Genomic DNA, 23666 nt, shown 5'->3' with positions numbered 1-23666 from the left:
GATCATGGCGCCAGTGACCGCCAGGACCGAGGACTCCGCGGCCGCCGCGGATGCCGGATCAGGGGATGCCGCAGGCGCGGATTCGCCGACGACCGATCCGCAGGATCCGGGCGAGGCGGAGGCTGCTTCCGCCACGACGACCCGGGAGCCTGCGTCCGTGGATCCCACGGCGGGGGATCCCGCGTCGGAGGATTCGCCGGCATCGGACCCGAAAAGGTCCTGACCCGGATGCCCGACGGCCATAGGACCCCGTGGACGACGGCCGTCCTAACCCGTCGGTACCCTAGGTACGCGAACAACCCGACGGGAGAGATCGTATGAACATGGGCGATGTCGCAGCGAAGAATCCGACCAACCAGGAGGCGCTCCTCGTTCTGGAGGACGGCAGAACCTATCGTGGACGGGCCTATGGGCATCGAGGGGCGACGACCGGGGAGATCGTCTTCGCCACGGGGATGACCGGGTATCAGGAGACGCTGACCGATCCCAGCTACGACAGGCAGATCGTCGTCCAGACCTTCCCGCATATCGGCAACACCGGCGTCAACCATGAGGATCCGGAATCCTCCCGCATCTGGGTCGCCGGCTATGTGGTGCGTGATCCGAGTCCCGTGGTGAGCAACTGGCGTGCCGACGGATCGCTCGAGAACGACCTCGACGCGGAGGGCATCGTCGGCATCAGCGGCATCGACACGCGCGCCCTGGTGCGTCATCTGCGCTCCGCAGGGGTCATGCGCGCCGGGATCTTCTCCGGTGACGCCCTCGATGACCCGGGCACCGGTGCCGAGCGCGACATGGAATCGCTGATCGCCGACATCCGTCGCACGCCTCCCATGGCGGGGCAGAGCCTCTACGACGAGGTGAGCACCAAGGAGTCCTACGTCGTCGAACCCTGTGGGCGTTTCCAGGGCGCGGCGCCGCTTTTCACCGTGGCGGCCGTGGATCTCGGCATCAAGTCGATGACCCCGCATCGCCTCGCCGAACGCGGCTGCGAGGTGCATGTCGTCCCCTCGACCATCTCCTTCGCACGTCTCCAGGAGCTTCATCCCGACGGCGTGTTCTTCTCCAACGGACCGGGGGACCCTGAAAAGGCCGAGCCGGAGGTGGAGCTGCTGCGACGCGTGCTCGACGCCCGGTACCCGTTCTTCGGGATCTGCTTCGGCAACCAGCTGCTCGGCAGGGCCCTCGGCTTCGGCACCTACAAGCTCAAGTTCGGGCATCGCGGCATCAACCAGCCCGTCAAGGACCTCACCACCGGCAAGGTGGAGGTCACCGCGCACAACCACGGCTTCGCCGTCGATGCGCCCATCGGAGAGCCCGTCGTCTCGCCCTACGGCGACGGCCGCTACGGCAGGGTGGCGGTCTCGCACGTCGACCTCAACGACGACGTCGTCGAAGGGCTGCGCTGCCTCGACGTCCCCGCCTTCTCCGTCCAGTACCACCCCGAGGCCGCCGCTGGCCCGCATGACGCCGCCTACCTTTTCGACCGCTTCGTCGACCTCATGCGTACGTCCAAGTCCAAGGAGGACACCGTCAATGCCTAGGCGCACCGACATCACATCCGTCATGGTCATTGGCTCCGGCCCGATCGTCATCGGCCAGGCCGCGGAATTCGACTATTCGGGAACCCAGGCCTGCCGCGTGCTGCGCGAGGAGGGCATCCGCGTCATCCTCGTCAACTCGAACCCGGCCACCATCATGACCGACCCCGAGATGGCCGATGCCACCTACATCGAACCCATCGCCGTGCCCGTCCTCGAGAAGATCATCGCCAAGGAGAGGCCCGACGCCCTGCTGCCCACCCTCGGCGGGCAGACCGCCCTCAACGCGGCCGTCGCCCTGGGCAAGGCCGGCATCCTCGACAGGTACCATGTGGAGCTCATCGGCGCCTCGCTGGAGGCCATCGACCGCGGCGAGGACCGCGAGCTCTTCAAGAAGGTCGTCGAGAAGGCCGGCGCGGAGTCGGCGAAGTCCTTCATCGCGCATTCCCTGTCCGAGGTGGAGGGCATCGTCGGGAAGCTCGGCTACCCGGTCGTCATCCGCCCGAGCTTCACCATGGGCGGACTCGGCTCCGGCATCGCCCACGACAGGGACGAGCTGCGCCGCATCGGCGGCGCCGGACTGCATTACTCGCCCACCAACGAGGTTCTCGTCGAGGAGGGCATCGAGGGATGGAAGGAGTTCGAGCTCGAGCTCATGCGCGACCGCAACGACAACGTCGTGGTGGTCTGCCCCATCGAGAACGTCGACCCCGTCGGCGTGCACACCGGCGATTCCGTCACCGTGGCCCCGCTGTTCACCCTCACCGACCGCGAATACCAGCGGATGAGGGACATCGGCATCCGCATCATCCGCGGTGTGGGCGTCGACACGGGCGGCTGCAACATCCAGTTCGCCGTGAACCCCGAGAACGGGCGCATCATCGTCATCGAGATGAACCCCCGCGTCTCCCGCTCCTCCGCCCTGGCCTCCAAGGCCACGGGATTCCCCATCGCCAAGATCGCCACCAAGCTGGCCCTCGGCTACACGCTTGACGAGATCCGCAACGACATCACGCGTTCGACGCCGGCAAGCTTCGAGCCCACGATCGACTACGTCGTGACCAAGATCCCGCGCTTCGCCTTCGAGAAGTTCCCGGGGGCCGACCCCCTGCTGACGACCTCCATGAAGTCGGTCGGGGAGGCCATGGCCCTGGGGGGCAACTTCCAGGAGTCCCTCGGCAAGGCGATGCGATCCATCGACAAGCGCCATATGGCGTTCAGCTGGGACGGCCGGCGTCCCGACGGCGAGGAGACCGCCGACCTCCTCGTGCGGATGCATACCCCCACCGAGCATCGCTATCTGCAGATCCAGCGGGCGCTGTGGGGCGGTGCCACGGTCGAGCAGATCTACCAGGCCACGAAGATCGACCGCTGGTTCCTCGAGCAGATGGCCCTGGTCAACGAGACCGCTCTGAGCGTTCGATCCTCCGAGACCCTCACTCCGGATCTGCTCCGGGACGCCAAGCGCGCCGGTCTCTCCGACGTGCAGATCGCCCATCTGCGCGGCCTGGACGACGCGGGGGAGAACACCGTGCGTGAGCTGCGCTGGAACTACGGCATCCGTCCGGTGTTCAAGACGGTGGACACCTGCGCCGCCGAGTTCGACGCCGTGACTCCCTACTACTACTCCTGCTATGCCGACGAGTCGGAGCTCAGACCACGCGAGCGCGAGGCCGTCATCATCCTCGGCTCCGGACCCAACCGCATCGGCCAGGGCATCGAGTTCGACTACACCTGCGTGCATGCCGTGCAGGAGCTCGGCAAGGACTACGACACCATCATGGTGAACTGCAACCCGGAGACGGTGTCCACCGACTACGACATGTCCGACAGGCTGTACTTCGAACCCCTCACCTTCGAGGACGTCCTCGAGATCTACGAGGCCGAGAAGAGGATGGGTCCGGTCAAGGGCGTCATCGTCCAGCTCGGCGGCCAGACGCCTCTGTCGCTGGCCGCGCGTCTCAAGGCCGCCGGGGTCCCGATTCTCGGCACCTCGCCGGAGTCCATCGACCTGGCCGAGAACCGCGAGCTCTTCGGCGAGGTGCTGCGTCGCGAGCATATGAACGCCCCCCGCTACGGCACCGCCCTGAGCCTCGATGAGGCCCGCGACGCCGCGCATTCGATCGGGTATCCGGTTCTCGTTCGCCCCAGCTACGTGCTCGGCGGGCGCGGCATGGAGATCGTGTACGACGACGACCAGCTCGCCACCTACGTCAACCGCGCCCTGGCGGAGGCCAAGGCCGACACCGTCGTGTCCGGGCGCCTGCCCTCCCCGCTGCTCATCGACAAGTTCCTCCAGGACGCCATCGAAATCGACGTCGACGCCCTGTTCGACGGCGAGGAGCTGTACATCGGCGGCATCATGGAGCATGTTGAGGAGGCCGGAGTCCATTCCGGCGACGCCGCCTGCACCCTTCCCCCCAGCACGCTGTCCGACGATCAGATCAGCCGTCTGCGCGAGGGGACCCTCGCCATCGCCCGCGGCTGTGGGGTGCGTGGGCTCATCAACGTCCAGTATGCCTTCATGGCCAACACCCTCTACGTCATCGAGGCCAACCCCCGCGCCTCGCGTACCGTGCCCTTCGCGTCGAAGGCCACTGGAGTGGCTCTGGCCAAGGCCGCGGCCCGGATCATGGTGGGAGAGAGCATAGCCGACCAGCGCCGCAACGGACTGCTGCTGCCGAAGGGCGACGGCGGCATCATGCATCCGGGACAGCAGGTCGCCGTCAAGGAGTCCGTGCTGCCGTTCAAGCGCTTCCGCACCTCGGTGGGTCGGACGGTGGACGTCCTGCTCGGACCCGAGATGCGATCCACGGGCGAGGTCATGGGATTCGACCGCGACTTCCCGCACGCCTTCGCCAAAAGCCAGCTCGCCGCCTACCAGGGCGGGCTGCCCACCAGCGGCAACGTCTTCATCTCGGTCAATGACTCGGACAAGCGCCAGCTTCCGCTGATGGCCGTGCGTCTCGTCGAGCTGGGCTTCGACATCTGGGCCACCGAGGGCACGGCCTCCGTGCTGCGCCGCTATGGCATCGACTCGCATATCGTGGACAAGATCACCACGCGCCCCGACGGCAGTGGAAGCACGACCACGGCCATCGACCACGCGTCGGGGAGCGTCGGCAAGAACGTCGTCCAGCTCATCGAGGACGGCACCATCGACATGGTGCTCAACACCCCCAACTCCCGGGGGTCCCGTGCGGACGGCTACTCGATCCGCGCTGCGGCCATCGCCGCCGACCTTCCCCAGTTCACCACCATGACCGAGTTCTCCGCCGTGCTCATGGCCATCGAGGCCGTCAGGCGCAACGACTACCAGATCATGAGCATCCAGGAGCATTCGCACCAGCTGTTCGCCATGGAAAAGTGAGGATGCCATGTCTGACAGCACGGCGCCGGCGGAGGACGGGGATTTCGGCCGTCGTCTGAGTCGCTCCATGGCCTCGTATGGTCCCCTATGCGTCGGCATCGACCCGCACCGCCGCATTCTCGCCGACTGGGGGTACGGCGTCGACGCCGAAGGGGCCGAGCTGTTCTCCATGAGGATGCTGCAGGCGGCCAACGGCAGGGCCGCCGCGGTCAAGTTCCAGACCTCCATGTTCGAGCGCTACGGATCCAAGGGATACGCCGCGCTCGAGCGCGTGCTCTACGCCGCGCGGCAGATGGGCGTCATCACCATCGTCGACTGCCTGCACGGCGGGCTGCCCACGACGATCTCGGCAATCGGCGACGCGTACTTCCATCAGGATTCGCCGATGGCGGCCGACGCCATCACCCTGCTCCCGTACTACGGCGCACGCTCGCTCACCGGGCTCATCCACGACGCCCTGGGCAACGGACGCGGGGTTTTCGTCGCCTCCCTCACCTCCAACCAGGCGGGGCAGAGCCTCCAGACGGCCATACGCCAGAGCGGCGACTACGCCGGTCGGACGGTGGCCTACGGCATCGCCCGAAACGCCCAGAAATTCAACGCCGAGATGAAGGGCATGGGTTCCGTCGGGCTGATCATCGGTGCGACGATAGGCCAGTGGATGCAGGACGGCGGCGTCGACCCCTCGCAGTTCACCGGCCCGATTCTGTCGCCGGGCTACGGATGGCAGGGCGCGGAGGCCGAGGATCTCAAAACCGTGTTCAAGGGAACCAGAGGGAACGTGCTCGTCACCGTGTCGCGGTTCATCGCTGCGTACGGCCCTGCCATCTCCGAACTGTCCAGGGCCACGGAATCCATCGCGCTGGACGTCCGTCAGGCTCTGCTGGAGGCGATGGACGAATGAGCGTGTCGGAGCGTGACGTGAAGGACCGGGGCGGTGTACGGGTCTCCGCTGTGATGCGGAAGGCGGCTGCTGCGTCAGCAGCGCAAGGGGGTTCCCCGGGGGACGTTTCGGATGGCAAATCTCCGACAGACGGCTCACCGCGTGTGACGGGCGGCCGTCTCATGGTCCTCACGGGACCCACGGCCGTCGGCAAGGGCACCGTCGAGGCCGAGCTGCGTCGACGGCATCCCGAGGTGTGGGTATCCGTCTCCGCCACGACCCGCGCCCCCCGTCCCGGGGAGGTGAACGGACGCACCTACTGGTTCCTTGACGACGCCGAGTTCCTCGACAGGGAACGCCGCGGATTGTTCCTCGAAACCGCCGTCGTCCATGGCATGGCCCGGTACGGCACGCCTCTGGAGCCTGTTCGTGAGCATCTGCGGGAGGGTGTCCCCACCATTCTGGAAATCGATCTTCAGGGTGCTCGGCGGGTCAGGGAGCGGGCGAAGGAGCTGGGGCTTGACGTCGTGTACGTCTTCCTTGCGCCGCCCAGCTACGACGAGCTGGTGAGACGTCTGGTCGGTCGGGGGACCGAGAACGAGGAGCAGCGGCGTCGGCGGCTGGAGACGGCGAGGACCGAGCTCGCCTCGGAGTCGGAGTTCGATGTGACCATCGTCAACAGGGATGTGACGCAGGCCGCCAGCGAGCTGTGGGACGTGATCGCCGGGGAATACGGACTGTCCCTGTAGAGGGGCGTGACGCAGGCCGCGTATTCGGCGTGTCCGTTCCTCTGGACGCTTTCGCCCGACGAATCGTCCATAGCCGGATTCGTTTCGTGGCGCATGTCCTGATGACCGGTCGTCACCCTGCATATGCCGAAGCCCCGGACGTCCATCTCGACGTCCGGGGCTTCGGCATATGCAGGGTGAGTCGTCTCAGGCGAGTCCCGACAGCCTGTCGATGAGGTCGGGGTCGCGGGTGGCTCCCTTGTCCGCGGAGCGGGCGAAGGCCGCGTAGACCTTCAGCGCCTGCGACACCTTGCGGTCGCGGTGGGCGACGTAGCCGTCGCCGGCCTCGAGCTCGCGACGGCGTTCGGCGAACTCGTCGTCGGTGAGTTCCACGTCGATTCTGCGGTTCGGGATGTCGATGCCGATCATGTCGCCGTTTCTGATGAGGGCGATGGGCCCCTTGTTGGCGGCCTCGGGTGCGACGTGCCCGATGGCCAGTCCCGAGGATCCTCCGGAGTAGCGGCCGTCGGTGATCATGGCGACCTGACGCCCGATGCCCTTGCCCTTGACGAAGGAGGTCGGGTACAGCATCTCCTGCATGCCCGGTCCGCCCTTCGGTCCCTCGTAGCGGATGACGAGGGCCTGCCCCGGTCTGAGGGTGTCGTCAAGGATGACCTTGATGGCCTCCTCCTGCGATTCGACGACCAGCGCCGGTCCATGGAACTTCCAGATCTCCTTGGGTACGCCGGCCGTCTTGACGACGCAGCCGTCGGGTGCGAGATTGCCTCGCAGGATGGCGAGTCCGCCCTCCTCGACCTCGGGATGGTCGATGTCATGGATGGCGCCGTGCTGACGGTCGGTGTCCAGCGAGTCGAACAGCGTCTCGTGCGTCCAGGGTTCGGGGGAGGAGATATGGCCCGGGGCGGCGCGGAAGAACTGCTTCACGTCGTCGCGGCAGGTGTCGCGCATGATGTCCCAGTCGTCGAGCTTGGCCTCGAGGGAGGGATAGTCGACGGAATGCACGTCCTGATGCAGCTTGCCGGCGCGGTCGAGCTCGCCCAGGATGCCGGGGATGCCGCCGGCGCGGTGCACGTCGGAGATCTCCCAGTCGCCCGACGGGGAGGCCTTGCAGATGCAGGGGACGGTATGCGAAATGCGTTCGATGTCGTCGAGAGTGAAGTCCACGTCGGCGCTCTGCGCTGCCGCGAGGATGTGGAGCACGGTGTTCGTGGAGCCGCCCATGGCCACGTCCATGGTCATGGCGTTCTCGAAGGCGTGCTTCGTGGCGATGTTCCGCGGCAGCACCGAGTCGTCGTCCTGCTGGTAGTACCGGTTGGCGATCTCCACGACCTGTCGGCCCGCCAGTTCGAACAGCTTCCTGCGATACGCATGGGAGGCCAGCGTCGTGCCGTTGCCCGGCAGGGCCAGTCCGATGGCCTCGGTGAGGCAGTTCATGGAGTTGGCCGTGAACATCCCGGCGCAGGACCCGCAGGTCGGGCAGACGGTCTTCTCATACGCGAGGAGGTCCTCGTCCGACACGTTGTCGTCGGCGCTCGCGTACATGACGTCGATGAGGTCCGTGCTCTGCTTCGAGCCGTCGGACAGCACCGTGGTGCCGGCCTCCATCGGGCCGCCGGAGACGAAGACCGTGGGGATGTTCAGCCGCAGCGCCGCCATGAGCATGCCGGGGGTGATCTTGTCGCAGTTGGAGATGCAGATGAGGGCGTCGGCGCAGTGCGCGTTGACCGAGTACTCGACCGAGTCGGCGATGAGGTCGCGGCTCGGCAGCGAGTAGAGCATGCCCGTATGCCCCATCGCGATGCCGTCGTCGACGGCGATGGTGTTGAACTCGCGCGGGATGCCCCCGGCCTTCTTCACCGCCTCGGAGACGAGACGTCCGACCTTGTTGAGGAAGACGTGGCCCGGGACGAACTCGTCGAAGGAGTTCGCGATGGCGATGATGGGCTTGCCGAAGTCCCCGCCATCCACGCCGGCGGCACGGTAGAGGGCACGGGCGCCGGCGAACACCCGTCCGTTCATGAGTTTTGCGGATCGCATTTCAGCCATGCCCCTTATTCAAGTGCCTGAGGGCGACCGGTTCCCCCCGCGGTTCGCATCGTGGAAGGCATGGGCCCGGGGGTGACGATGGAGGGTGTCCGGACCCGCGGCTCCTCGCGACGTCGGTGCCGACCTCTGCAGGAAGTAAATCATTCGGCGGAAGGGGGAGGCTCCCTTCTCATCCGGCGAAAGGTCGAGACCCATGCACTAGAGTGGGTGGACTGAATCCCACGGCGCCCTCAGGCCTGCGGCGCCCTGACGAACGGATGATTGGAAGACGGAATGTCAGACTTCGGTACCGAACCCACGCCCACGGGACTGGCGAATCCCACCATCGACGACCTCATGAAGCGTGCCGACTCGCAGTACGCTCTCGCCATCTTCGCGGCCAAGCGCGCCCGGCAGATCAACTCCTACTTCACCCAGCTCAACGAGGGGCTGCTGCAGAACGTCGGTCCCCTCGTGGAGTACAAGAACCAGGAGAAGCCGTTGTCCATCGCCTTCCGCGAGATCGACGAGGGACTGCTGGAGGAGACGCTCGGCGAGGACGATCCCACGGAGGGCGACTGAGCGGAGCCGGTCGAAGGGCGCCGGCGAGGCGCTCGGCCGGTGTGAAGCCCGGGTCGTCGGCCCGGCGGGAAGGTGTGGTGCAACGTGGAGCGTCGTCTTATTTCCGCGGAATCGGTGACCGAAGGGCATCCCGACAAGATCTGCGACCAGATCTCGGACGCCATCCTCGACGATCTGCTGCGGCAGGACCCCCATTCGCATGTCGCGGTCGAGACCTCGGCGACCACGGGCCAGTTCTTCGTCTTCGGCGAGGTGACGAGCGAGGGCTACGCCGACGTGCAGTCGATCGTGCGTTCCGTGGTGCGGCGGATCGGGTATACGAGCTCGACGATCGGCCTTGACGCCGACTCCTGCGGCGTGCTCGTGGCCATCACCGGCCAGAGCGCGGAGATCAACCAGGGCGTGTCCCGGCTCGACCCCGCCGAGGAGTCGCGCGCCTCGCGCGAGGAGCGCTATGAGGCCCAGGGTGCCGGTGACCAGGGCGTGATGTTCGGCTACGCCTGCGATGAGACGTCGGCGCTGATGCCCCTGCCCATCCACCTGGCGCACCGTCTGGCGCACCGTCTGGCCCAGGTGCGCAAGGAGGGCATCGTCGCGCATCTGCGCCCCGATGGCAAGACCCAGGTCACCATCGAGTACGACGCCGATAACAGGCCGGTGCGCGTGGACACCGTGCTCGTCTCCACGCAGCATGACCCCGATGTCGACCATGACCAGCTTCAGAACAGGCTCGTCGAGGCCGTCATCACCCCGGTGCTCGACGAAGTGTGCGGCGATGCGGTGAGGCACGACGACTACCGCGTGCTCGTCAACCCCACGGGATCCTTCGTGCTGGGAGGTCCGGCCGCGGACGCCGGGCTCACCGGCCGCAAGATCATCGTCGACACCTACGGCGGCGCCGCGCATCACGGCGGCGGTGCGTTCTCCGGCAAGGACCCCAGCAAGGTCGACCGCTCCGCGGCCTACGCGGCGCGCTGGGTCGCCAAGAACATCGTGGCCGCGGGGCTCGCCCGACGCGTCGAAGTGCAGGTCGCCTACGCCATCGGCGTGGCCGACCCGGTGAGCGTCAACGTCGAGACCTGGGGGACCGAGTCCTCCGGCGTCACCCGCGACGACATCCAGAGGGCTGTGCGCCAGGTCTTCGACCTACGCCCGGCCGCCATCATCGACGAGCTCGACCTGTTGCGTCCCATCTATTCCCAAACGGCCGCCTACGGTCACTTCGGCCGTGACGACGCCGATTTCACCTGGGAGCGTACTGACCGCGTGGATCAGCTGAGAAAAGCGGTGGGCCGATAGGCGCCCGGATTGCCGGGGCCATGCGAAGGTCCGGAAAGGAAGGTCATATGGCGGGAATGTCAGTGGCGGATATGGCGGGGCTGTTTCTCAGGCCCGGGGCTCCGATCCGGATCGAGGCCTTCGACGGGTCCTCGTGGGGAGAATCCGACGCCCCCGTGACCCTGCGGGTGAGGAATTCCCGTGCCGTGTACTACATGGTTCAGCATCCCGGGGAGCTGGGTCTGGCGCGTGCCTATCTGCAGGGCGACGTCGACTCCCCTCAGCTCGTGCCCGGCGACCCCTACGAGGTGTTCAGACGCCTCACCGCCGTCAAGCCCTACATGCGCCGTCCGGACCCGCGCGGCCTTGCCCGGGCGCTGGCCATGGTCGCCTCCCATGGCATCCGTCTGCCCAAGCCGCCGTCCATCGAAGGGCCGAGCAGGCTGCGCCGGATCAGCGAGGGGCTGCTGCCCCACACCAAGGCCGGGGACGCCGCCACGGTGAGCTACCACTACGACCAGTCCAATGAGTTCTACGCCATGTTCCTCGGGCCGTCGATGACCTACACCTGCGCGCTTTTCGATTCGCCTCAGGAATCCCTCGAGGACGCCCAGTCGGCCAAGCTCAATCTCGTCCTCGACAAGCTCGGACTCGAGGCCGGCGATCGCCTGCTCGACATCGGCTGCGGCTGGGGGTCGATGGAGATTCTCGCGGCGAAGCGCGGCATCCATGTCCTCGGCGTCACCCTGGCGGAGGAGCAGGTCTCCTGGGGTCAGGATTGGATCCGCCGCGAGGGCCTCGACGACCTCGCCGAGATTCGCCTCATGGACTACCGGGATGTCCCGGAGGGAGGGTTCGACGGCATCTGCTCGCTGGGCATGATGGAGCACGTCGGGATCCGGCACTATCCGAAGTACTTCCGTGAGATCTTCGCCAAGCTCAAGCCCGGTGGCATGCTTCTCAACCATCAGATCACGCGCACCAACTCGTACGTCGGCAAGTCGGCGGGTCCGTTCATCGACCGCTACATCTTCCCTGACGGACAGCTCGCCTCGCCTGGCGAGATCGAGACGCGCATCCAGAACACGGGCTTCGAGGTCATCCACGAGGAGAATCTGCGCCAGCACTACGCACTCACCCTGCACCACTGGAACGCCAACCTGCAGAGCCACTGGGAGGAGGCCGTCAGGCTCGTCGGCGAGCCCAAGGCCAGGCTCTGGGGCCTGTACATGGCGGGAAGCGCGCTGAACTTCGAGCTCAACACCATCCAGATCCATCAGTACCTGTGCATCCGACCCGATGGCCGCGGCACCGACAGCTATCCTCTGAGACCATGGTGGCATTCGCGCTGAAGACGGGTCCGCATCCGTCCGGACAAGGCACCGAGGCCTCTCGGAAGGGGAACGATTCCTCCGCCGGACCATCGGGACCGCTCCGGCCCGCGGCCGAGCAGCCCGCTCTGGCGGGACTCGCGCCCAGGCGGCGCCGGCGTCGCGTCCACGCTCATGAGCCCGCCGCGACGGATCCCATCGCCCATGTCGTCCTGGACGTCCAGGCGCTTCACCTCGGGCGCGACTTCGATTATCTCGTCGACGAGAGCATATCCGATACCGCCAGGCCCGGCGCTCTCGTCCGGGTGCGGTTCGCCGGGCGTCTCGTCAACGGGGTGGTATGGGGGCGTGCGGCCTCCAGCGCCTCCCCCTCATCGTCTCTGCGATGGATCGAGCGCGTCCTGGCCCCGGGGCTTGTCCCCGACGAGCTGAGACGCGACATCGAGTCCATCGCCGACGCGTACGGCGGCACGCGGGCGAACATCCTCCGTCTCGCCATCCCTCCCCGCAGCGCGACGGTCGACCGGGACATGGGCGGAATCGTCCGTCCGGGGGACGGCGCCGGCGCCGATATGATCGAATCCGCCGGCGAACAGGCCTCGGTGGCATCATCCCGGGCCCCGGGCGACGATGGCGGAGGCGGATCGGAAGCGGGAAGCGTCTACTCCGCCTCCGCGCTGCACGCCGGGAATCCCCGGTTCTCGGATTCCGCGTCGTTCTCGGATCCTCCGGAATTCCTCGCATCCTACGGGCATGCCGAGCTGCTTCGAAGGGCGTTGGTTTCGGGGGGCTTCGCATCCTTCGTCCTCGACTGCGCCCCTGGGCCCGCCGAGGCCGAGCGCGTGCTCTCCCGGGCCGTGGCCCTGTCCCTGTCCGTGGGGCGGTCCGCCGTGGCGGTGATGCCCGATATGCGCGCAACGGGGCGTCTCGCACGGCTGCTCTCCGGATGGGGGCTGCGGGTCGGCGGACCGGATGCCGCGGGACGGGGGGTCGACGTCGTCATCCTGTCCGCCTCCATGCCTCCGGCGCAGCGCTACCGTGCCTTCAGGGCCCTGTCGCTGGGAATGGTCCGTGGGGTCATAGGCACCAGGGCCGTGATGTACGCGCCGGTGCGGGGACCGGGCCTTTTCGCGATCATGGACGATGGCGCCTATCAGCAGGCGGACGGGATGATGCCCTATGCCCAAGCGCGTGGCGTGCTGCGTCTGCGCGCCCGGCTGCATGCCGGGACCTTTCTGGCCGTGGGCGCCGCACGAAGCGCCATCGGCCAGAGGGAATGCGACGGCGGTGGAGAGGACGGCGTGTCCGGCCCCTCGACGGCGCTGCGCCCCCGTCAGGAGATTCTGGACTCCTCGAAACCGGACGTGACGTGGCTGACGCGCGACAGCCTTGAGAAGACCGGAGACCCGGCTCCCGGTGCCCGGGTCCCCAGAGGTGTGGCGAGACTGCTGTCGCAGGTCCTGCGTGAGGGCCCCGTGCTTCTGTCCGTGCCACGCGATCTTGCCGCTCCGGTTCTGGCATGCGGCCGCTGCCACCGCCGGGCGCGCTGCCGCCTGTGCACGGGTCCGCTCGTCCCGTCGTCCGCCGGGGCCCCACCCCGCTGCCGGTGGTGCGGAGCCATCGCCACGGCATGGAGCTGCCCGCACTGCTCGGGACGGCACATCGCCCCCATCCGCGTGGGGTCGACCGGAACGGCGACGGAGCTGCGTCGCATGTTCCCGGGGACGCCCTTCGTGGTCTCGGCGCCGATGGGTTCGCGCGGCTTCGTCCCGTGGGTTCCGCAGGTTCCCGCCGTCGTCGTCGCCCCTCCCGGATTCGAGCCTCTGGTGCGGGATGCGCAGGGACGCGTCGGGGCCTATCGCGCGGCCGTCATCCTTGATGCCTGGACCAGTCTGTATTCGCAGAGCCTCGATGCCAGACAGGACGTGCTCGCTGCCTGGATGCGCGTGGCCGGTCTGGCGTCGCCGGCCGACGGCACGGGACGCGTCGTGGTCGTGGGCCAGGCGGATGAGGGCGTCGTCGCCTCGCTGAAGTCGTGGGACTGCACGATTCTCGCCTCGGCGGACCTCGAGGAGAGACGGGAGGCGTGCCTCCCTCCTGCGGTGACGGCGGCCTACGTCTGGGGGCGACGATCGGCCGTGGAGGGTCTGCTGCGCCGGACCGGCGCCGTCGATGGCGATTTGGCGACGCTGGAGACGGATGCCGGTGACGTGCCGGCCGTCCTCGGCCCCAGGCCCATCCCTCCGCCCCGGACCCTGGACGAGCGCGAGCTGGAGGCCACCCGGGATCGCGTCGGTGCCGTCGTCAGGGCCCCCCATGCCCGCCGGGCCGAGCTCGTGCGGCGACTGCGTGACCAGACGGCCTGGCATGTGGCCGCCAGAGAGCCCGGGGAGCTGCGGTTCCGGGTCGATCCGAAGGATCTTCTACCATAGGGCGTGCCCCTGTCGGGGCGTCGGAAGCGATGACGAGGGGAGTGCCGATGAGCGGATGGCCCGGTGAGCCGAGGATGGATTATGACGTGCTTGTGGCCGAGGGTCCCGCGGCGCGGTCCGTTTCATCCCCCGTCACGGACGTGATATTCGACTTCGGCAACGTTCTCGTGCGCTGGGATCCGGCCGCGGCGCTGGCGTCACGCTATCGCGAGACCACCGCGCGGCGTTTCCTCGACGACTCGGTCTCGGGCTTCTACGCCGCCAACGACCTCATGGACGCCGGCGGGTCGATCCAGGACGGCGTGGAGTTCGTCGCCCGCGAGCACGGCGAGCCATGGGCGTCGATGATGCGCTTCTATCTCGAGAACTTCGAGGATTCGGTACTCGGCGTCATGCCGGGGGCCAGGGTGCTCATCGACGACCTGCGGCGGGCCGGGATCGGCGTGTGGGGGCTGTCCAACTGGCAGCGGGACCTGTATGCGGACACCGAGAGGCGCTATGATGTGCTGCGTCGCCTTGACGGCGTGGTGGTTTCGGGCGTCGTGGGCCTTCGCAAGCCCGATGCCGCGATTTTCGAGCTGGCTCTGGAACGATTCGCCATCGACCGTTCCACGGCGCTTTTCGTCGATGACAAGGCGATGAACGTTCAGGGGGCCAACCGTGCGGGGATTCGCGCGGTGCGCTTCTCGGACCCCCGACGCCTGCGCGGCCTGCTCGTCGACGCCGGCGTACCGATCGCCCCTCTTGTCTAGGGGCAAAGGAGAATCATGATCAGACTGCTTGTCGCCGGAACCCCGGATGTGGCGGTGCCGTCCCTGAAGGCCCTGGCCGCGGACGGCGAGGACTTCGAGGTCGTGGCCGTGCTCACCAGGCCGGACGCGCCGGCGGGACGCGGCAGAAGGCTCACCCCGAGCCCGGTGAAGCGGGCCGCTCTCGAGCTGGGGATCCCGGTGCTGGAATCCGATCCCGCCGAGCCCGCATTCCTGTCGGAGCTCGCCGCCACCGGTGCACAGGCCGCGGCCGTCGTCGCCTACGGCCGGATCCTCCGACAGGACGTCCTCGACGCGCTGCCCTGCGGATGGTTCAATCTCCATTTTTCCCTGCTGCCGGACTGGCGCGGAGCGGCTCCCGTTCAGCGCGCCATCTGGGCCGGGGACTCCGTGACGGGGGCCACCGTGTTCCGCATCACCGCCGGGATGGACAGCGGGCCGATCCTCGCCCAGTCCACCGTCACCATCGGCGCGCATGAGAACGCGGGGGACCTGCTCGGACGTCTCTCCCACGATGGGGCGAATCTTCTATGTGCCGCGCTCCGCGGCGTGGCGGACGGCCGGATCCGCGAGGTGGAGCAGCCTGCGGGCGCGTTCGAGAAGGCCGACAAGATCCGCGTCGAGGACGCCCATATCCGCTTCGAGGTGCCGGCGTTCGCGGTCGACCGCCAGATTCGCGCCTGCACCCCCTTCCCGGGAGCCTGGTGCCGCCTGCATGCGGCGGGGGATGAGGGCGCCGAGACGCTTCACGTCCTGCAGGCGTCGCCCGCCGCGGCCTCGGATCCGGGCATGCCCGACGGGCTGGCTCCCGGACGCATCGCCGTGGGAAAGAGGGCCGTGTGGGTCGGCACGATCACGGCGCCCCTGGAGCTGCTGCGTGTCAAGGCCGAGGGACGTCAGGCCATGTCCGCGCCAGACTGGGCGCGTGGGGCGCGGCTGTCCGACGGGGCCTTCTGCGACTGACTCCCGTCTCCCCGCCCACCCGACGGGCTTCGCCTTCAGGACGTGTGCATCAGGGCGGGCGCGTCCCGACGAACCGATGGCCTGAGCCCCCGGCTCCGGCGTTTCCCTGTCAGGACAGGTAGTCGAGGACTCGCCTCAGGTCGCGTTCGTCGATGGAATGGTGCGCGGCCTCGCGCACCGCCTTCTTCGCGCAGAATGCGATGCCGAGGCCCGCGGCGCCGATCATGGGGATGTCGTTCGCCCCGTCGCCGACCGCGACCGTCTGCTCCATGGGGATGCCGTCCTCGTCCGCCCACCGCCGCAGGGCGTCGAGCTTTACGTCCCTGGTGACGATGTCGTCCAGCACACGGCCGGTGAGACGCCCGTCAGCCACCTCGAGCCGATTGGCCAGCCAGTGGTCGAGATGCGCATCGGACGCCAGACCGTCCACGATCTCGCGGAATCCGCCCGAGACCGCCCCCACCTTCCATCCGTGACGATGGAGCTCGGTGATGAGGTCAAGCGCGCCCCGGGTGAAATGCACGGAGGCCCTCACCTCGCCGAAGACGCTTATGGGGAGTCCACGCAGCAGCTCCACGCGTTCGCGCAGCGCCTGGCGAAAGTCCATGCCGCCCTCCATCGCGCGCCTGGTGATTGCGGCGATGCCCTCGCCGACGCCGGCCGCCAGACCCAGCTGGTCGATGACCTCCTCGTCGATAAGCGTGGAATCCACGTCCATGACGAGCAGGCCGGGATGCTCGAGGACAGGGGTGGTGCGGCTCGTCACGTCGCTCCGATTGGTCGCCGGGCCGGCCGCGGAGGGAACGGAGGATGCTGATGCGGACGCGGGGGAGGAAAAGGACATGCCCCCGATTGTCGGAAAGCATGGGGACAATGGGTCCCATGCATGTTCTCGCCGCAGCCGCCATACCCCTGTGCGGGGCCGACGAGGGCCTGATCGGGGCTCTCACCAGCTGGATCGTCTCCCTGATGGGGACGATGGGAGGAGTGGGCGTCGCTCTGGCGATCCTGCTTGAATCCGTGTTCCCGCCCATCCCCAGCGAGGTCGTCCTCCCGCTGGCGGGATTCACGGCGGCGCAGGGCCGCATGGGGCTCGTCTCCGCGATCGCATGGGCGACGGTGGGGTCGCTGGCGGGTTCCTTGGTGCTGTACGGCGTCTCCCGGGCGGTCGGGCTGCATCGCATCCATCGGGCCGCCGACGCCCTGCCGGGCGTCGACCGGGAGGACGTGGAGAAGGCCAATCGCTGGTTCGCCCGCTACGGCGGGTGGTCCGTGCTTCTCGGACGTGTGGTCCCCGTCGTCCGGTCCCTGATCTCCATCCCCGCCGGGCTCGCCGCCATGCCTCTCGTCACCTTCTCGCTGTGGACTCTGGCGGGATCGGCCGTGTGGAACACGCTCCTCGTCGGGACCGGGTATCTTCTCGGCGACCAGTGGTGCTCCATCCTGGGCGTCCTCGGCGTCGTGGAGGACGTGGTGATCGTTCTGGCGGTGGTGGCGGTCGTGCTTCTCGTCGTGCGATGGGTGCTGCGCCTGAAGGATGCCCGGGGAAGGAAGAACGGCACGGATGGTCGCTGACGGCATGGCCGCGGAGGCGGATGACGGTGTGGATGACCCCGGGAAGGGGACGGATGACGGCGTGAGTCGTGCCGCGCAGCCGGGGACCGCGTCAGGCGGCGGGGACCTCGGTACGCCCGACGCGCTCGCCCTTGACAACGACAGGCTCAGGGAGAGGAACCATGTGCTCGCGCGGGCCCTGTCCCGCGCGGGCGACGAACTGCGCAAGGCGCGGGCGCGCATGGCGCAGGCCATGGAGCCGCCCCTGACTCTGGCGACCATGGTGGCCATGGACGGCGTGCGCTTCGACGAGGAGGGCGTGCGGCATGCCTCCGCGGAGGTCGTGGTGTCGGGACGACGGATGATCGTCCCCGTCTCCACCGAGGTGGAGCTCTCGAGGCTCGGCCCCGGCGACCTCGTGGTCCTCAACGATTCGATGGCCCTGGTCGGTCGTCGTGGAGCCTCCCGACTGGGCCGCGTCAGACGGGTGACGCGCGTGCTCGACGACGGACGCCTGCTCGTCTCCGACCCCTCCGGCGCGCTCGACCTTGCCGACCGTGCGGCCGCCCTGTCCGACGTCGTCGTCGCTCAAGGGGATTCGGTTGTCGTCGACCCCTCCGGACGCTTCGCCGTCGAGGTGGTCAGCGGACGCGAGGATGCGGACCTCGTGCTGGAGGAGACCCCGGATGCGAGCTTCGACGACATCGGCGGACTGGACGAGCAGATCGGGGCGATCCGCGACGCGGTCGAGCTGCCGTTCCTCCATCGCGGCCTGTTCGAGCGCTACGGGCTGCGTCCCCCCAAGGGCGTCCTGCTGTATGGCCCGCCCGGCAACGGCAAGACGCTGATCGCCAAGGCCGTGGCGCATTCCCTGGCCGGACAGGGGGCCGCCGACGGCGTGTTCCTCTCCGTCAAGGGGCCCGAGCTGCTCAACAAGTACGTGGGCGAATCGGAGCGGCTCATCCGGGTCATCTTCCGCCGTGCGCGTGAGCGTGCGGCCGCCGGCCGCCCCGTCATCGTCTTCATCGACGAGATGGACTCCCTGCTGCGCACCCGCGGCACCGGCGTGTCCAGCGATGTGGAGACCACCATCGTCCCGCAGTTCCTCTCCGAGATGGACGGCGTGGACTCCCTTGACAACGTCATGGTCATCGGCGCCTCCAACCGCGTCGACATGATCGACCCGGCCGTGCTCAGGCCCGGGCGTCTCGACGTCAAGATCCGCATAGGCAGGCCGGGCGAAGGCGAGGCGACGGCCATCCTCGGGCATTATCTGACCGAGGACCTGCCCTTCGAGCCCGGGGTGCGTCCCGACGAGCTCATCGGTCTCATGACGGCCGACATCTACGCCCGCACCGAGGACCGACGCGTCTGCGACGTGCGTGACGACCAGGGGCGGTGGGGTCCCGTGTATCTCGCCGACGTCATGTCCGGCGCCGTTCTGCGCAACATCGTCGACCGGGCCAAGACCGCCGCCGTGAAATCCTCCATCCTCCGGGGCGACGACGTGGCCATCGGCGCGGGGATGCTCGCGACCGCCGTGCGCGAGGAGTTCCGGCAGACGCGCGACGAGGTGCTGGACGCCGATCCGAGGGAGTGGTCGCGCATCAACGGCATCGCGGACGGACGCGTCACGGCCATCCGACGGGGCGCGCGGGGAGTGGCATGACCGTCCGTCGCGTCATGGGCACGGAGACCGAGTACGGAGTCTCCGTCCGGGGAGGACGCGGGTACGACCCCGTCAGGCTGTCCTTCGCCGTCGTGGCGGCGGCGGCTGATTCGGCGACCTCCCGCATCCGCTGGGACTATCGGCAGGAGGACCCCGTGCACGACGCCCGCGGCGGTCGTCTGGACAGGTCCCGCGCCCGTGCGGACATGCTCACCGACGCGCCTCAGCTGCGCATCGTCAACGTCATCGCGGCGAACGGCGGACGCATCTACGTCGACCATGCCCATCCCGAGTATTCGGCTCCGGAGACCACCGATCCCTTCCAGGCCGTTCGCTACGACCAGGCCGGCGATGTGCTGATGGCCGCCGCCTGCGGCCGTGCGGCCCGTGGGGCCGGGGAGCCCATCGAGCTGCATCGCGCCAACGTCGACGGCAAGGGGGCGACCTGGGGGACGCATGAGAGCTATCTCATGCTCCGTCGGGTCCCCTTCGAACAGGTGACGGACCTTCTTCTTGCTCATCTGACGACTCGGCAGGTCTATGCGGGGTCGGGGCGCGTCGGCATCGGGGAGACGGGGGAGCGGGAGGGCTTTCAGCTCAGCCAGAGGGCCGATTACATCCATGCCGACGTCGGTCTGCAGACCACCTTCGACCGTCCGGTCGTCAACACGCGGGACGAGTCCCATGCGCCCGACGACCGCCGCCGGCTTCATGTGATCGTCGGCGACGCCAACCGCATGCAGGTGCCGCAGGCCCTGAAGCTCGGCGTGACGAGTCTGCTGCTCTGGGCACTGGAGAACGGCCGGGATGCCGGCGTGGACATCGGCGCAGCCGTGTCCGCGCTCGCGCCGGCCGACCCGGTGGACGCCATGCATAGGGTGTCCCATGACCTGTCCCTGTCATGCACGCTTCCCACGCGAGGCGGCGAGGAGCTGACGGCATGGCAGATCCAGACGCGTCTTCTCGGCCTGGTCTACGAGGTCGCGGCGAGGATCCATGGCGTGGACTCGACGGGGGAGCCGCTGTGGCCGGATGCGGAGACGATCCGACTGGTGGGCCTGTGGAGGCGGGTGCTGACGGACGTGGCCGAGGTGCGCCACGCCGACGACGCCGCCCGCATGGACATGACGGAACAGGCGTCCCGGCTTGAATGGCTGCTCAAATGGCAGCTGCTCGAGCGGCTTCGTCGACGGCATGGCTGCGGCTGGTCCGACGCCCGCGTGCATGCGGTGGACCTCGCCTGGGGGGAGCTCGGCGTCGGATCCATCGTCGTCCGCCTCGGCAGGCGCATGGCCCGGGTCGCGGACGATGAAGGGATCGGCACGGCGGCGGTCGAACCGCCCGAAACCACCCGGGCATGGGCGCGTTCGCGCATCCTCGCTCTCATGCCCGAGCGTGTCGTGGCCGTCTCCTGGTCACGTCTGACGGTCCGTGACGACGACGGGTCCCTTATCGGTCTCGACATGTCGGACCCTCTTGCCTGGAGCCGGGCGGCTGTCGGTTCCCTTCTCGCGGAAGGGATGCGCCCGGATTCCCGGTCCCTGCATGAGCTGTTCGAGGCGCTGGGGCGCGCGGCGCGGGCGGATGGAGCCAGAGGCGGAGCAGGGTAGAATCGGAGTGAATCAGGAGGCCGCCGCCGGACGTGGACCGTCATGCGGATCGTACGGGCGCCATGACGCAGGGACGTCGACGTTGCGTCCATGCGTCGGACACGGAGATGAACAGATGGATTTGCGGGAACTCGCCCTCAGTGTGGCCCGTGTGGCGGGTGATGCCGGCAGGCATGCCCTGAGGGACCAGATGACCCCCCATAGTCTTCCCGTCTCGAGCATCCAGAGCGAGGAGGGGGGATTCACCCCCGACGTCGACAGGCGTCTCGTCCGCTTCGCCGAAAGCCGGCTGCCCGAGATCAGGCGATTCAACGGCTTCTGGCATTCGCGCCCGGCGGAATGCCATCCCTGGGAGCGCTACTGGTGCGTGGGCGGCGTCGACGGCGGCATCAACTATCTGCGGAACATGGCCGAATGGACCGTGACCATCTCGTTGTTCGAGTTCAACGAGTACTGCTCGGCGCAGCCCATCATCGGCATCGTCCATGCACCGGCGTTGGGTCTCACCTATGTGGCGGCCCGTCGCCAGGGGGCCGTCCGCATCCGCACCACGCCCATCGGCGAGAAGCGCGACAAGGTCATGCCTTCGGTGATGTCCACGCTGCAGGGTTCGGTCGTCAGCTACGGCATGTCCACCGTTCCCCAGGAGTCCCTGCGGGCCCTTGACGTGGTGGCCGCCATCGCCGGCAAACCGGCCGACATCAAGCGGGTGGGGCCGGTGTCCCTCGACCTGTGCCGCGTGGCCGACGGCACCTATGACGCCTACTTCGAGCCGCATCTGCACCGATGGGACGTTCCCGCCGTCTCGGCCGGAACCGTGGTCGTCTGGGAGGCCCAGGGCAAGGTGAGGCAGTGGAATGACGACGAGATCCACTGGAGGCAGGAGAATGACATCGTCGCATCTAATGGTCTGATCATTGATGAGCTGCGGCCCTATCTCCGGTGATCTGCCGTCCGTGATGGCGTTCCGGCTGAGCTGACGATGCTGACGCCGGGCGTGTGCCGCCTTCCCGTCGCTCGCAGGACGGCCATCGGCAATGCATCGACGGGTCCGGTGGGCTAGAACGGTGTGGGACGCCGTCCTCCATGGGCGGCGGATCGCGGAATCCATATCGCGATGGCCCTGAGACCGTCGCATCGGAGCCGGTGCCCGATCGGCGCCGGAGGAGGAGGGAACGCCATGCCGGGAATCAGGAGGCAGCGTGATCGGTTGTCACGCGAGGAGTCCGAGGACTCCTCCGGGGTGGTCGATGCTCCCGCCGCGAGGGACTCCGCCCGGGAAAGCCAGGGGACGGATGCCCTGGATGACGTCCTTGATGACATCGCCAGCACGCTGGAATCCAACGCCGAGGAGTATGTGAACGGATTCGTCCAGCAGGGCGGCGAGTGATGCCGCAGCTGCACGATAGCGGCAGCAGATCGGGTGCCCACGCGTCACGAAGCCCGTGGTACGAAGGCTTCGCCAGGATCTTCGGCATCGAAACCGAATACGGCGTGGGCGTGACGGGGACGGATGGGGATGCGGATCCGGGGTCCGTGGCTCTGGAGATGTTTCGTCCGGTCGTCACGCGCGCCCGATCGACGAACACGTATCTGTCGAATGGCGCCCGTCTGTATCTCGACGTCGGCTCGCATCCCGAGTACGCCACCGCCGAGGCGCGCGACCCCGTCACCGCCATGGAGCAGGACGCTGCCGGGGAGCGGATCATGCGCCGTCTGGCCCTGGGCGCCCAGCGGCGGCTGCGCGCGAGTCCGGGCGGCGACGCGACGACCGTCCACCTGTTCAAGAACAACGCCGACGCCGCAGGACACTCCTTCGGCTGCCATGAGAACTATCTGCTCCGTCGTTTCGTGTCTCTTGAGGCCGTGGAGCGCGAGCTGCTGCCCTTCCTCGTGACCCGCCAGCTCTTCTCCGGGGCCGGGCGGCTCACGGTCCACGGCTTCGAGCTCTCGCAGAGGGCGGACTTTCTCGACGAGGCCGTGTCCTCGGCGACGACGAGGTCCCGACCCATGGTGAACACGCGTGACGAGCCGCACGCCGACCCTGACGAGTTCCGGCGTCTTCACGTCATCATCGGCGATTCCAACCGCTCGTCGTTCGTCACCTGGCTGAAGCTCGCCAGCACCCATCTGGTGCTGTGCGTCATCGAGCAGTCGCGTCGTGAGGGGCGGTCGAGCGCTCTGGAATCCTGCGCTCTCGCCGATCCGGGGGCCGCCAACAGAGCCGTGAGCCGGTACCCGGATGGTTTCACGGCACGTCTTTCCCTCGCCGACCCGGACGCCTTCGGGGCGGAGGGGCGGGTTCTGCATGGCGAGAACGGTTCGGATGGTGGCTACGGAGACGGCCGTGACACGGTCACGGCGCTGGATGTTCAGCGCCGGTACCTGGCCGTCGTCTCCCGCTTCCTGGAATCCCATGGCGAGCAGGTGGATTCCGCGCTTCCGTCGACGACCGCCCATCGGGTCGTCGAGGAATGGACCGCCATGCTGGACGCCCTTGACGCGGGTGACGTCGATGCGGTGGCGGATCGTGTGGACTGGGCCGCCAAGAGGCGTTTGTTCGATGCCTTGCGCGTGCGTGCGGGCCTTCCCGACGGCGCGCTCCGGGCGCGACTGGAGCAGCTCGATTTCGACTACCACGACGTCGCCAACGGCGTCGTCTTCCCCTCCCTGCTGCGGCATGGCGTGGTTCGTGCCGAGACGGATGACGCTGCCATCGAAAGGATGACGACGCATCCGCCGACGGATACGCGCGCGGCCCTGCGTGGCGCCTTCGTCACGGCGGCGTCGAATTCGGGACGTCGGTGGTCCTGCGACTGGACGCGGCTGACAATCATGGGAGAGGGCCGCCAGGAGATTCAGCTTCTCGACCCCTTCGACCCGCGCCCGACTCCCGAGTATGAGGCGTT

At 68.0% G+C, this 23666-nt stretch carries 18 protein-coding genes; 16 read left to right on the top strand and 2 right to left on the bottom strand.

Going from position 1 to position 23666, the window contains the following annotated elements:
- Positions 1 to 317: 317 nt before the first annotated feature.
- From carA to gmk, 4 genes are all read left to right on the top strand, one after another.
- Entirely contained in the window at positions 318 to 1544 is a 1227-nt protein-coding gene (gene carA, locus RWX87_RS01955; RefSeq protein ID WP_314686326.1) for a glutamine-hydrolyzing carbamoyl-phosphate synthase small subunit, read from the top strand.
- A complete protein-coding gene (gene carB / locus RWX87_RS01950) occupies positions 1537 to 4911 on the top strand; it encodes a carbamoyl-phosphate synthase large subunit (RefSeq protein ID WP_314686325.1) in 3375 nt (1124 codons plus the stop codon). The genes carA and carB overlap by 8 nt, the downstream gene beginning before the upstream one ends.
- Positions 4912 to 4918: 7 nt before the next feature.
- Positions 4919 to 5815, top strand: a complete 897-nt coding sequence (gene pyrF / locus RWX87_RS01945; RefSeq protein WP_314686323.1) for an orotidine-5'-phosphate decarboxylase — start codon at positions 4919 to 4921, stop codon at positions 5813 to 5815.
- A 161-nt stretch (positions 5816 to 5976) separates the two neighbouring features.
- Complete coding sequence (gmk, locus tag RWX87_RS01940) at positions 5977 to 6543, top strand: guanylate kinase (protein WP_314686320.1); 567 nt, start codon at positions 5977 to 5979, stop codon at positions 6541 to 6543.
- Between the two features lie 186 nt (positions 6544 to 6729).
- On the opposite strand, the gene ilvD is transcribed toward gmk, so the two are convergent.
- Positions 6730 to 8589 carry a dihydroxy-acid dehydratase gene (gene ilvD / locus RWX87_RS01935; RefSeq protein WP_314686318.1) on the bottom strand — a complete coding sequence of 620 codons (1860 nt, stop codon included), beginning with the start codon at positions 8587 to 8589 and terminating at the stop codon, positions 6730 to 6732.
- Between the two features lie 273 nt (positions 8590 to 8862).
- On the opposite strand from ilvD, the gene rpoZ reads away from it, so the two are divergent.
- The 6 genes from rpoZ to fmt all read left to right on the top strand — a co-directional run bounded on the left by rpoZ (position 8863) and on the right by fmt (position 15924).
- Positions 8863 to 9150 carry a DNA-directed RNA polymerase subunit omega gene (gene rpoZ / locus RWX87_RS01930; RefSeq protein ID WP_314686316.1) on the top strand — a complete coding sequence of 96 codons (288 nt, stop codon included), beginning with the start codon at positions 8863 to 8865 and terminating at the stop codon, positions 9148 to 9150.
- Between the two features lie 84 nt (positions 9151 to 9234).
- The gene (gene metK / locus RWX87_RS01925) at positions 9235 to 10449 is read left to right on the top strand and encodes a methionine adenosyltransferase (protein WP_314686315.1); all 1215 of its coding nucleotides are present in this window, start codon (positions 9235 to 9237) and stop codon (positions 10447 to 10449) included.
- 47 nt (positions 10450 to 10496) lie between these two features.
- Positions 10497 to 11780, top strand: a complete 1284-nt coding sequence (locus RWX87_RS01920) for a cyclopropane-fatty-acyl-phospholipid synthase family protein (RefSeq protein ID WP_314686313.1) — start codon at positions 10497 to 10499, stop codon at positions 11778 to 11780.
- On the top strand, positions 11762 to 14191 hold the full coding sequence (locus RWX87_RS01915; protein ID WP_314686311.1) for a primosomal protein N': 2430 nt from the start codon (positions 11762 to 11764) through the stop codon (positions 14189 to 14191). The genes RWX87_RS01920 and RWX87_RS01915 overlap by 19 nt, the downstream gene beginning before the upstream one ends.
- A 47-nt stretch (positions 14192 to 14238) precedes the next feature.
- Complete coding sequence (locus RWX87_RS01910; protein ID WP_314686309.1) at positions 14239 to 14943, top strand: HAD-IA family hydrolase; 705 nt, start codon at positions 14239 to 14241, stop codon at positions 14941 to 14943.
- 15 nt (positions 14944 to 14958) lie between these two features.
- A complete protein-coding gene (fmt, locus tag RWX87_RS01905) occupies positions 14959 to 15924 on the top strand; it encodes a methionyl-tRNA formyltransferase (RefSeq protein WP_314686306.1) in 966 nt (321 codons plus the stop codon).
- Positions 15925 to 16033: 109 nt separating this feature from the next.
- Here fmt and serB read toward each other — a convergent pair whose 3' ends face one another.
- Positions 16034 to 16768 carry a phosphoserine phosphatase SerB gene (serB, locus tag RWX87_RS01900; protein WP_399552269.1) on the bottom strand — a complete coding sequence of 245 codons (735 nt, stop codon included), beginning with the start codon at positions 16766 to 16768 and terminating at the stop codon, positions 16034 to 16036.
- A gap of 29 nt (positions 16769 to 16797) precedes the next feature.
- Between serB and RWX87_RS01895 the strand changes: the two genes are divergently transcribed.
- The 6 genes from RWX87_RS01895 to RWX87_RS01870 form a co-directional block, all read left to right on the top strand.
- Positions 16798 to 17499: a DedA family protein gene (locus RWX87_RS01895; protein ID WP_314686304.1), complete on the top strand. Its 702-nt coding sequence runs from the start codon at positions 16798 to 16800 to the stop codon at positions 17497 to 17499.
- 4 nt (positions 17500 to 17503) lie between these two features.
- Positions 17504 to 19147 (top strand): proteasome ATPase, encoded by a 1644-nt coding sequence (gene arc, locus RWX87_RS01890; protein WP_399552271.1) that lies wholly within the window; start codon positions 17504 to 17506, stop codon positions 19145 to 19147.
- Positions 19144 to 20757 (top strand): depupylase/deamidase Dop, encoded by a 1614-nt coding sequence (gene dop, locus RWX87_RS01885; protein WP_314686300.1) that lies wholly within the window; start codon positions 19144 to 19146, stop codon positions 20755 to 20757. The genes arc and dop overlap by 4 nt, the downstream gene beginning before the upstream one ends.
- 115 nt (positions 20758 to 20872) lie before the next feature.
- A complete protein-coding gene (locus tag RWX87_RS01880) occupies positions 20873 to 21703 on the top strand; it encodes an inositol monophosphatase family protein (protein ID WP_314686297.1) in 831 nt (276 codons plus the stop codon).
- A gap of 234 nt (positions 21704 to 21937) precedes the next feature.
- Positions 21938 to 22147, top strand: a complete 210-nt coding sequence (locus tag RWX87_RS01875) for a ubiquitin-like protein Pup (RefSeq protein WP_314686295.1) — start codon at positions 21938 to 21940, stop codon at positions 22145 to 22147.
- The coding region (locus tag RWX87_RS01870) for a proteasome accessory factor PafA2 family protein (RefSeq protein WP_314686293.1) at positions 22147 to 23666 on the top strand (1520 nt) is incomplete at its 3' end. The genes RWX87_RS01875 and RWX87_RS01870, both read left to right, overlap by 1 nt.

The sequence above is a fragment of the uncultured Bifidobacterium sp. genome (genome assembly GCF_963540075.1).
In the GTDB taxonomy this organism is placed as follows: Bacteria; Actinomycetota; Actinomycetes; order Actinomycetales; family Bifidobacteriaceae; genus Bifidobacterium.
The sequence above is the reverse complement of the archived record's forward strand: the minus strand, read 5'-3'. Positions and strand labels throughout refer to the sequence as shown.